This window comes from Leptospira venezuelensis (assembly GCF_002150035.1).
GTDB classification, from domain to species: Bacteria; Spirochaetota; Leptospiria; order Leptospirales; family Leptospiraceae; genus Leptospira_B; species Leptospira_B venezuelensis.
Map to the genome: position 1 here is coordinate 1,192,289 of NZ_NETS01000010.1, position 10,605 is coordinate 1,202,893.

The 10,605-nt window shown below is 38.1% G+C and carries 9 protein-coding genes; 3 read left to right on the top strand and 6 right to left on the bottom strand.

Annotation, left to right across the window (positions count from 1 at the left end; translation table 11 throughout):
* Window positions 1-151 precede the first annotated feature (151 nt).
* Window positions 152-673, top strand: coding sequence for a hypothetical protein (locus B1C82_RS12800; RefSeq protein ID WP_086447930.1), 522 nt, complete (start codon window positions 152-154; stop codon window positions 671-673).
* Window positions 674-747: 74 nt separating this feature from the next.
* Here B1C82_RS12800 and B1C82_RS12805 read toward each other — a convergent pair whose 3' ends face one another.
* Window positions 748-1,908, bottom strand: coding sequence for an LptF/LptG family permease (locus tag B1C82_RS12805; RefSeq protein ID WP_086447931.1), 1,161 nt, complete (start codon window positions 1,906-1,908; stop codon window positions 748-750).
* A gap of 102 nt (window positions 1,909-2,010) precedes the next feature.
* On the opposite strand from B1C82_RS12805, the gene B1C82_RS12810 reads away from it, so the two are divergent.
* Both B1C82_RS12810 and B1C82_RS12815 read left to right on the top strand, forming a co-directional pair.
* Complete coding sequence (locus B1C82_RS12810; protein WP_086448597.1) at window positions 2,011-2,484, top strand: HEAT repeat domain-containing protein; 474 nt, start codon at window positions 2,011-2,013, stop codon at window positions 2,482-2,484.
* A 9-nt stretch (window positions 2,485-2,493) separates the two neighbouring features.
* Window positions 2,494-3,255, top strand: a complete 762-nt coding sequence (locus B1C82_RS12815; protein ID WP_086447932.1) for a HesA/MoeB/ThiF family protein — start codon at window positions 2,494-2,496, stop codon at window positions 3,253-3,255.
* Here the strand turns inward: B1C82_RS12815 and B1C82_RS20845 are convergent.
* From B1C82_RS20845 to B1C82_RS12840, 5 genes are all read right to left on the bottom strand, one after another.
* Complete coding sequence (locus B1C82_RS20845) at window positions 3,249-4,763, bottom strand: LA_0442/LA_0875 N-terminal domain-containing protein (RefSeq protein WP_234008298.1); 1,515 nt, start codon at window positions 4,761-4,763, stop codon at window positions 3,249-3,251. The two genes, B1C82_RS12815 and B1C82_RS20845, sit on opposite strands and share 7 nt — an antisense overlap.
* Window positions 4,764-4,783: 20 nt before the next feature.
* Window positions 4,784-6,115 carry an LA_0442/LA_0875 N-terminal domain-containing protein gene (locus tag B1C82_RS12825; protein WP_086447933.1) on the bottom strand — a complete coding sequence of 444 codons (1,332 nt, stop codon included), beginning with the start codon at window positions 6,113-6,115 and terminating at the stop codon, window positions 4,784-4,786.
* A gap of 140 nt (window positions 6,116-6,255) precedes the next feature.
* The gene (locus tag B1C82_RS12830; RefSeq protein WP_086447934.1) at window positions 6,256-7,533 is read right to left on the bottom strand and encodes an LA_0442/LA_0875 N-terminal domain-containing protein; all 1,278 of its coding nucleotides are present in this window, start codon (window positions 7,531-7,533) and stop codon (window positions 6,256-6,258) included.
* Window positions 7,534-7,664: 131 nt separating this feature from the next.
* The gene (gene lpxK, locus B1C82_RS12835) at window positions 7,665-8,708 is read right to left on the bottom strand and encodes a tetraacyldisaccharide 4'-kinase (RefSeq protein ID WP_086447935.1); all 1,044 of its coding nucleotides are present in this window, start codon (window positions 8,706-8,708) and stop codon (window positions 7,665-7,667) included.
* 9 nt (window positions 8,709-8,717) lie between these two features.
* A complete protein-coding gene (locus B1C82_RS12840) occupies window positions 8,718-10,601 on the bottom strand; it encodes an ABC transporter ATP-binding protein (RefSeq protein ID WP_162494897.1) in 1,884 nt (627 codons plus the stop codon).
* Between the last annotated feature and the right edge of the window lie 4 nt (window positions 10,602-10,605).

Here is a 10,605-nt window from a genome sequence, read left to right on the forward strand (position 1 = left end):
AATCACTAAGGACGTACAAACATAGTTTTACTAGAATTGTCAGCCTTTTTACAGGAAGCGTTGACTAAAATACCCTTATCTTCAGTATGCAATAAATTATTCACTACCGGAAATTATTTCCGCGAATGAGTAGGTTTCATGGAGTATAGGAATGAAAAACAGAAATTTATCTAGAGTGATCGCGATCGTTGCATTTTGCCTCAGTTTATTACCGACGGGTTTATTCGCAGAAGAGGATGATCATTACATCCAACCTGACGACTATTTTGTTTCTAGGGAAGAATATAACGATCAAACTTATATCAACGTATATATCGCTAAGGAAATGACTCCTGCTTCTGCCACTAAAACAAAGGGAGAAGGGGAGTTCCTACAAGTTACTGACGGGAAGAAGTATTGGACCAAAAATTTTTATATGACCCGACTTGCTACAGACAAAGACCTTAAGCTGGGAGTAAAAGTGATCATGTTCGATATGGGAACAGAAGATGGATATAGAGCTCCCGAATCTAAGGAAGAAGCTAGGACTGGAAGCTGGTTCATGGCAAAAATTACTGATACTGCTGATCTATTTAAAGGAATCGTAACTGTTTCTGGAGGATATAAGATCCAAAAGAATAATATAAGAGTGATTGTACCTAAAGCGACTGTTACACCTAAAGGTGGAAAATAATATTATAAAAATAGAATTTTATTTTTATAATATTTTTCTGAAAGCCTCCTTTCGGGAGGCTTTTTCATTTTAGATCAGACTTTTAGCCTTTTATAGATTACATATAGTCCTGATAAGAAAAGCATAGGAGTGATCCAACTCGCAAGCCAGATGGGTATTACTTCGTTTTCTCCTAAGGATTTGAAAGAAGGGTCCATGATCATATAAAGAAGAGCTACTCCGATACTTACCCCAAGCGAGGAAACAATAGCCATTCTTTTGGTAAAAAATCCGCTGGCACAACCTACTAACGTTAATACCACAATGAGTAAAGGTTCTGCAAACAATGTATGTTTTGCTATGTCCACGTCTCCGTATGATAGACCTTTACGAATTCTATTTTCCTTTTCTTCTGATAGTTCGAAGAAGTTCATTTCTTCTACAGAACCTTTTAACTTCTTAAAATAGTCAGGCTTTTCGGGAAGAGTGTATTCCTTCTCAGTAAACTTTTGAACGGAGACTACTTGTAGCTCATCGTCGAATTTGGTCTCTTCTACACCTTTTAGAACCCAGACTCCTTTTTGATAATCGAACTTTGCTTTTTGAGCTACTAAAAGATAGTCAGGAGTTTGTTCCTTTGTCAGGCAGATATAATTAAATCCACCTTTGATCTCTTCTTCTTTAGTATCATAATAGTAAATATAGTAAAAACCTTCTTGGCCCTTGAAATGTTTTTGGTAGACCACTCCTACTAAAGTGTTCTGGTCTCCTTCTTTCAACATTCTATGTTCTTCGTTCGCTCTTGCATTTAAGGGAGCTACAACAGTTTGTTTTAAGAAAAATGCAGCAAACCAAAGAACACAACTGAATGCTACAATTGGGGTTACGATTCTTCTGAAAGAGATCCCAGCAGCCATCATCGCTACTAATTCTTTATTCGCCGAAAATTGTCCTACAGTGAAAGATACGGAGAATAATATTGCGATGTTCATGATGTATTGTATGAGCATCTGAGGAAGTCTGAGTAAAATGAAAAGCCAACCGTGGATCTTTCCACCTTTGGAAGACGCCATGTCTCCTTTGATATCACTATAGGAAGACATAAGGGCCAAAAATCCTAAAGTGATCAATGCCCCGACAAATATTTTTACAAACTCTGAGAATACATACTTATCCAGGATCCTAGGAGGGAAAAATTCCTCCTTAATTCTATGGATCCATTCTTTAGGACGGATTTCGGGAAGACTGAATTGCATTCCGAATCCATCATCAAAAGGCCGAGGGATTCCTACGAACCATTTATTTGGGTTGACGATCTTGGCTACCGAGGGAAGATTCCTCGGTTACAGGAGGAGATCATGAAAAAAAGCGCCATTACGTTCGCAATACTCGCCACTCTTATTTTTACAGTTTCGGTTTCTGCCGAAAAAAGTACGGAAGATCATATTAAGGCACTCTCCAGCGGATCCGATCAGGAAAAAATCGAAGCTTCCCGTTATTTGGGAGATAAAAAAGAAAAGTCCGCCATTCCAGAATTGATTAATCTTCTGAACCGCGCGAACGATCCTAAGGTTGCAGTTCCTGCTGGGATTGCTCTTGGTCAAATCGGAGAAGCTGGTGATTCTACTATCGCTCTGAAAAACAAAGTGATCAGCTCTGATAACGGAGACATCGTTTATACTGCTCTTGTTTCTATCCTAAACATCGTGATAAAAAATGAGAAAGCTGAAGACGCCGCGAAAGAAGCTGTTGAGTTTGCAGATAAAAATCGTAGATCCGACGAGTTTGTTTCCGACTTCTTAAACGTTCTCACTAAAAAACTGAAGGGTTAATCCTTTTCGGTGTTGAGTCCGGAAGAACTGAGTCGCTATTCCAGGAATATTCTTCTAAACGAAGTTAAGCGTGCCGGTCAGGAAAAACTCAAAAAATCCGTAGTAACGGTAATCGGAGCCGGGGGTCTTGGATCTCCGGCTTTGTTGTATTTAGGGGCCGCGGGAATAGGAAATATTCGGATCATAGACTCCGATATCGTAGACACCACCAATCTACAAAGACAGATCATATTCAAACATTCCGATATAGGAAAATCTAAATCGGAAGCATCTTCCGAAAACCTTAGATCATTAAATCCTTATATAAAGATAGAAGGTATACAGGAGCGACTAACACAAGAAAATGCAAAAGATCTATTGAGCGGCTCGGACCTCGTATTAGAAGGTTCTGATAATTTCGATACTAAGTTTTTAACTAACGATATATGCGTCGCCGAGAAGATCCCTTTTATCACCGCCGGAGTACTTCGTTTTGAAGGAATGGTAATGGGAGTGCGTCCTGGAAAAGATGCCTGTTTTAGATGTGTTTATGAAAATCCTCCGGCTCCGGAACATGTACCGTCCTGCGCGGACGCAGGAGTGATAGGTAGTATGGCAGGGATTATAGGTACCATTCAAGCCACAGAGAGTATTCAGTTTTTATTAAGTGATTTTAAAAGAGAATCTGGTCTATTTGGAAGAATTTTGCAAGTAGATTCCAAGTTTATGGAATTTAGGACAATTTCTACAATCAGACGTAAAGATTGTATCGTATGCGGTGGTCTTCACTGAGTTTCCTTTTTAGAGAAGTCTAAAGAATATCCCGCTCCTAAATAGATCGCTTTTGCAACGGAGTTGCTTGCAAGTCCTTGTGTCAAAGATTGGATTAAAATGGAAGTAACGTACGCAGAAACCGGATCTCCACTTAAATCCAAATCTCCTCCGAAGTTTTGCATTTTATAGGATAATTTGGAATATTGAAATCCTCCCCAAAAGAAGACGGAATCTTTCCAGTGGTAGATTAGTTTTCCGGAAATATTTAAACCATCCACTTTCCATTCATTGTTTTGTGCGGTCCTATTTTCATAAGCTCCTCCAAGAATTAAGGCGATTTGATCTCTGGTGAAAACTGAATTTCCGTGTAAAAATTGCCTTTGTAGTTCGAGACGAGTTTCCCATTTCTCTTTCCACTTAGATTCGATCGCGAGTCCGACTGATGGGCCGCTTAGATAATCGCTGAAGCTAGTTCCATATCTTATGACCCAATCCACACTGCTGGAATTATTCGGATCTTTTGGAGATATATCGTAAGTAGAATTGTCCTTCCCAGTTTGCCAAATTTTATGATAACCTAATATAGGTCTGATTTCAAACAGAGAATGTTTATATGCTGTATAAGAAATTTGCGCGTTTACTTGTTTATAGCTGATTGTACTAAAGGGAGCTTGGGCTGTGAATGCTCCTTGACTTACTACATTTGAAGAGAGATCCGGATAGACGATGTATCCTACACTAGTCGTAGATTCCAAAGAATTCATATGAGAACCACCGATTTCTCCTATGAAACGATTCCAGGTATATCTAAGATTTATCGTTTTCGCATCTGAATCTTTGCGAGCCGGAGGAAAATTAAAAAAGCCTCCCCTGCCTCCCAATACCGTTGCGTATCCTTCTACTCCTCTATGAAAATTCGGAACTTGGCTTTCATATTTACTTCTGCCGATCCCTGCAAGTATTTCTAGTTTATGAGTTTCCGCTGACGGTTGAGGTTGTGTTTCTGATTTAGGCTTTTCTTCGACGACGATTTGTTCAATTTCTTCCTCGATTTTTCTCTCTTTCTCCTCTTCTTCAGTTTTCAGTTTTGCTTCTTGTTCCGCTTTCAGTTTTGTTTCTTGTTCGACTTTTAGCTTTGCTTCTTGCTCTGTTTTTAGTTTTTCCTCTTGTTCAGCTTTACGTTTTGCGTCCTGTTCAATTTTTAACTTCGCTTTTTGCTCGGCCTTAAGTTTTGCTTCTAACTTTCGTTTTAGCTTAGCTTCTCGTTCAGCTTTTAGCTTTGTTTCTTGTTCCCGCTTTGCTTCGATATCGGGTTTTTTAAAAACGATTCTTTCGATAAATTTTTTTAGAATCTCTTCTTCTTTCCCTTCTGAGTTTTTGAATCTGATTTTATCAGTGTTTTGATGTAAAACTTCTCCTTTGAGAATTCTTCCATCTTTCAAATATACATATTGTGTTTCGGAAAAAATATTTATTGGAAGGAAGACGAGTAAGCTTAAAACGAAAATTCGTTTCAAATAAAACATATCGAAAAGATTGGACGATTTTATTTATTAAAGTCGTACGAGTACGATGCGCCAATTTGGATTGTAGTAGATTTTGTTTCTTTCAGTGATCCTGGTCCGACAAGAGATTCAAACAATACTTTTCCTATTGTATAGCTTTCAGGATCGACTCCAGAAGAATCTCCATTTCCCACGCTCAAGGCGGTCTCAGACATGGTATAAGTCCACCTCATACTGTTTAGCCCCATCCAAAAGCTGACTCCATATTTCCACGGGTATAGAAATTTAAAATCAATGATGGCTCCTTTTGCAACCCACTTATTGTACACGTCTATATCTTCCGATTGGGTTTGATTACTTACAGGTGCGTACGCATTCAGTTGTCGATCGTAAGTCCCAAAACCTTTCATTTGTAGAATATGGAGTCCAGTACGGATCTCGAATTTTTCGAATTTCATATCGTATTGGATCCCGTAAGAAAATCCTTTTAAAACTTCTGCAACGGAAGTTGGATCTGTTCCAAAATATTGATCGTTAAATAGAGGAGCGACTCCTGTTCCAAAAGCTATAGCATTTGAATTTTCTGTTTTTGTCCAGAATTGGTGGTATCCAATCACAGGACGAATATCATATTTAGGGTGTGGGTATACTGAATAAGAAAAATTTCCATAAACATGTTTCATAGAAACATCATAATTTCCGCGGATAAATTTTGGGAACGTCCCGCTGCTTGGGCCATCTACTCCAATAATATTCTGGGTTGCAGTAGATGTTATAGAAGTTGCTCCCACTTCTCCTACAAACCTGTTCCAAGAATATCTAATTTCTAAAGATCTTGCTTTCCCACTTTTAGGTTTTGGTTCAATTGGATATTCGAATTTGCCGCTGTCTTGGCCTAAGCTACTTCCGACTGCTATCACATTATCGTAATAATTTGCCCCCTGGAAGTTCACAGTTCCCGATCCAGTTCCAACAAATAATTCTAAACGATTTCGTTTTGCTTCTTCGATTTGTTTTTTTCTTTTTTCAGTCTTCTCATCTAAGACGGCTTGCTTTTTTGAATCTTCTTCTTGTTGTTTTGCAATCTCTTCTGGAGTGGGTGTTGGAGGTCCAACAACAGGTTTGTCTTTAGGTTCTTGGGTCTTTGCTTCTTTAAATGCGACTCGTTTGATATCTTGTTTTGAAATTTCTTTTGTAGAGCCATCCGGAAGTTTGATTACCATCTTGAATGCGGTTTGGGAAATAATTTCACCCGTAATCACTTTTCCATCTCTCATGTAGATGATTTGATCGTTTGAATGGACAGAAGTAAGAGAGAAGATCATACATCCGAAGAAGATTGTTGCCCTGATTTTATTTTTAAGTCTTCTCATTACAAATCCGGTCTCACTCAGTTTTGAATTCTTGGAAAGAATCCGTGGAAGGAAAACAAGATTCAAGCAATAAATTGACACGTCCGGAAACTATAAACGGTTATCGTATAACAGATACTACACTTGCGAAAACAATTCGATTAATAATTTTCCTCAGGCCCGAAGTTTAAGGTTTTGGAAACTCCAAATTGTATCGAAGTCGCCCTACTTGTGGCATTTATAGTTTGGGCTAGGAGTTTTTGTCCGAGATTCCAACTTATTAATTCAGACAAAGTCGGCGGATCGGAATCCAAGGATAGTGTGATAGGAAAATTTCCATCTTGCAGAGAATAAGTCCATTGATAAGAATCATATTTTATAAAAAATCCGATTCCCATTTTCCAAAAATAACTCAGCTTTAATGACGTGTGAGTTCCCTTCGCCTTCCAATCAAAACTGTAATCCGCAGGTAAAACAAAAAGTGTAGTTGGCGGGGCCAAGGTTACCGCCGTATAATCTTGGTGAATAGATTGCGAACCTTTCATAGTTAAGGATTCATACTCAGGCCTTATTTCGAATTTAGATCCAAACAAATATGCAAAGCCAATTCCTACGGAAGTTCCAGTCAGACTTTCAGAAGCTTGGAAGTTGGATTTCCCGCCTACGTTATCTGACTGAAAGACCTGTGAATGTGAGTCCTTAGTTCTGTTCCAAGTTCGAATATAACCGGCACTCGGATATAACTCGAAATTAGATTTTGCAAATGCGGAATAAGTCCCCTTAAAGAAAGCTGCCTTCATCTGTTCCGGATAAGATCCATATACAATAATTGGTTCTGCCTCAGATCCTATATTCTTGGAACTCGTAGAAGTATTAGTTTCCATTCCTCCAGCCTCTAAGGAGAATTTTTTGAACTTATAATTGATCCCCGCTGATACTGACGTACCGGCTGTACGGTTTGGACTTCCCGCTAAATAAAAAGGTGTAGCTTCTATTATTAAACTTCGGATGTTTTGGTACTTATAATAAAAATCGATGGTTTGAGGGGAGAAGGTTCCATTTCCAACTCCTAGATAGAAGTCTATATAATGTCTTTCTAATGGATTCCTGACAACTCGTTTCGCTTCTTTTACGATCGGAGGGGGAGAGACAATTTCAGGTTCTTGTTTTTTGGGTTCCTGTTTTTCAATAGGTATAACTGGAGGTTCCGCCTTTTTAGGTCCTTCTTTTTGTGGTTCCCTATAGGCGATTCGTAGAATATTTTCCTTTTGGATACGTTTTGTTTCTCCATTCTGTAATTTCAGATCGATATGAGTAGCCGTTTGGTTTGTGACATCCCCATGTAATATTTGACCATTACGTAAGTATACGGTTTGGGGTTCCGCAAATAGAATTACAGGAAGGAATAATAAGGATAGAAACAAGATCTTGGATTTCATTCAACCTTCTTCAGAAATCGTTTAAGATTTTGATAAAAAATTTATTTCCATTCGTTACATTCCGGCCTTTATTGAGGAAAGAGTAAAGAATTATACTTTTTTTTGGGAAAAGGAAAAGTCTTTTTATTCGATTATACGAAGTTGCGGATAGATCTTAAAAGTTCGGATTCGTTTTCCAGAACGGTTTCTAATCTGAGATAGAACCATTTAGAAAAATTTGTATCGTTCCCAATAAGAGAAGAAATTTTTACTCCGTCTTTTTCAGTACAGATAATGTAATCATTTTCGGAAGTTTTTTCGGAAATCTGATTTAGATCTTCTTTTGTATAAGAATAATGATCCGGATAAGATTTGGTATTTAGCTTGGAAGGATTCTGATCTTTTAAAGAAGAATAAAACGAATCCGGATTTCCTAAACCAGCAAAGCAGAATACTGATTTTCCTGTTAATTCTTTTACAGAGACTTCGGGGCCTCCTGAAGAAAGTGACACTAATTTTTTGGGTGAGAATCTAAATCTTAAGGTTTTAGAAGGGCTATATTTTTTGATCCATTTAGAGAGTGATTCTTCATATTCTTCCGAAAACTTGGAAGCAATTAAAAAGTTTGCTTTAGAGGCTGAAGTATAAGGTTCTCTTAATAGACCCAAAGGAAGCACAAATTCCATTTTAGAAAGTTTGGTACAGTCTAATAAGACTAAATCCAAATCTCTATTTAAAGCATGGTGTTGAAATCCATCATCCAATAATGCAAACACCTTTTGTTCATTTGGTATTTTGTTTTCAGATCTAAATTGCAGATAAGAATCATATCTATTACTTCCTACATACACTTCTGCAAATGGAAGATTCTTTTTTAAAAGAAGAGGCTCGTCACCGATTTCTGTTGGCGACGAATTTTCGCTGACTCTTCTTGTTCCAGTTCCAGAAGAGCCGTATCCTCTGCTTAGGATTACGATCGGGATATTCGGAAAATTAGAATGAAGCAATTTTGCAAGATGAAGTGTAAAAGGTGTTTTGCCAGTTCCTCCTACGCTGAAGTTCCCAATACTGATCGTTATAGAGAAAGGAAGAGTCCTTTTGGTTTTCAATCTTTTGTCTAGAAAAAATAAGATCCTGTAAACCAGGCTAAGCGGAAATAGAACTGGAAAGAAGAGAATCTTCCAAAAAGAAATCATCTTCTTTTCTTAAACCGGAGATTCTGCGAATTGCATCTCGTATAATTTCTTATACTTTCCATCAAGACGGATCAACTCCGAGTGAGATCCTGATTCTACTACTTTTCCGCCTTCCATAGTAAAAATAGTATCTGCGATTTGAACTGTGGAAAGCCTATGAGCGATGATGATAACAGTTCTGTTTTTATATAAAGACTCAAGTGCTTGTTGTACTACTCTTTCTGACTCAGTATCTAATGCAGAAGTTGCCTCATCCAATATGAGGATTTCGGGATTATTTAATAATGCTCTCGCAATGGAGATCCTTTGCCTTTGGCCTCCGGATAACATTACTCCTCTTTCTCCTACAACTGTATCGAAACCATCTTCGAAAGATAAGATGAAGTCAGTGGCGAATGCGAGTTCTGAAACTTCTCTCATTCTTTCTTCGGTAACATTCTCCGTTCCGTAACAAATATTCTCTCGGATACTTCCGTTGAATAAGAATACTTGTTGGTTTACGATGGAAATCTTTTTACGTAAAGACGCCAGATCTAAATTTCTAAGATCGGTTCCATCCCAAGTAATAGAACCTTCGCTTGGATCAATTAGTCTTGGCACAAGGTCCACCAATGTGGATTTTCCTGCACCAGAAGAGCCGACTAACGCAACAGTAGAGCCTTTTTGTATGGAAAGATTTAAATCGGAGAGAGCAGCGGTTTTTGCTCCAGGATACGTATAACCTATTGAATCAAATTTTAATTCTTTAGAAAGTCTTTTCGGATAGATTGGGTTCGGAGGATTTTTTACGTCCGTTTCGCTATCTAACATTTCAAAAACTCTAGTCCCTGCCGCCACAGCACTCTGGATTGAGTTGGATAACATTCCCATTTGTTTGAATGGTCTCGTCAAAAATACCAAAGTTAAGAAGAAGATCATAAAATGACCTAAGGTCAATTTTTCGAGTTCGATCAAGTAAGCGCCGAATGCCAAAAATATCACAGCAACAATAGAACTGGAAAGTTCCACCAGAGACGGCCCGATCTGATGATAAAAATGTCCTTTGAATGTTTTGTCAGAAAGATCGTTATTTATTTCCCAAAATCTGCCTGCTTCCGTTTTTTCCATGGAGAATGCGCGGATGACTCGGATACCTGAGATCACTTCTTGTAAATGACCGTTTAATGAAGACAATCTTTCTTGCTGATTGCGAGTCGCTTTTCGGATCTTATCTGCAAAAGAAGTTACTGGGCCCATAATTAATGGAACTACAACTAAAACTGCGACGAACATTTCCCAACTTAAGAAAAGAAGAATGAGCAAATGTGTGATGATATAGAAAAAATCTACGATTGCATCTTTCAAATCTGAGCTAATTATTTTTGCCAAAACTTCTACATCGTTTACGATTCGGCTCATGAAGATCCCAGTCTTCTCTTGAACGAAATGGTTGAGAGGAAGTTCTTGTGCTTTAGAATAAAGTTCTAATCGCAAATCACGGACTGCTAGATAACCGCCGGAATTAATACAGTATACCGCGCCCGTTAAGAATAAAAGTTTCGCTAGATAGATCGGAAATATGAATAAACAAAAAAGTAAAACAAGCTGATCTTTAGGAAGAGTGGTTAGATAAAAATTGGTTTTGATCTTTATATCTGCGACTAGGGCTTCTATTTTTTGGATCGCCTCTAATTCTTTTCCTTCTTCCCTGTCTTTTAATGCGATACTTTCTTTTTTGGTGAGTGAAATTTGAAAGTCGGCTTTTCCACCTTTTCCGATTGCGTTGAAAATTGGAATAACGCTAGTGAGAGAGGCACCATTGAGTATGGATACAAAAAAGGATAGTACGACCCCGGTGATTAATCTGTATTTATACTTGAAGGAATACCCCAAGAGGCGTCTATAGACGTTCATAGGT

Excerpts from the sequence above, each read along its gene's own strand:
- B1C82_RS12800 (WP_086447930.1), top strand. The coding sequence starts at position 152 with ATGAAAAACAGAAATTTATCTAGAGTGATCGCGATCGTTGCATTTTGC.
- B1C82_RS12805 (WP_086447931.1), bottom strand. The coding sequence starts at position 1,908 with ATGCAATTCAGTCTTCCCGAAATCCGTCCTAAAGAATGGATCCATAGA.
- B1C82_RS12810 (WP_086448597.1), top strand. The coding sequence starts at position 2,011 with ATGAAAAAAAGCGCCATTACGTTCGCAATACTCGCCACTCTTATTTTT.
- B1C82_RS20845 (WP_234008298.1), bottom strand. The coding sequence starts at position 4,763 with ATGTTTTATTTGAAACGAATTTTCGTTTTAAGCTTACTCGTCTTCCTT.
- B1C82_RS12825 (WP_086447933.1), bottom strand. The coding sequence starts at position 6,115 with ATGAGAAGACTTAAAAATAAAATCAGGGCAACAATCTTCTTCGGATGT.
- B1C82_RS12830 (WP_086447934.1), bottom strand. The coding sequence starts at position 7,533 with ATGAAATCCAAGATCTTGTTTCTATCCTTATTATTCCTTCCTGTAATT.
- lpxK (WP_086447935.1), bottom strand. The coding sequence starts at position 8,708 with ATGATTTCTTTTTGGAAGATTCTCTTCTTTCCAGTTCTATTTCCGCTT.
- B1C82_RS12840 (WP_162494897.1), bottom strand. The coding sequence starts at position 10,601 with ATGAACGTCTATAGACGCCTCTTGGGGTATTCCTTCAAGTATAAATAC.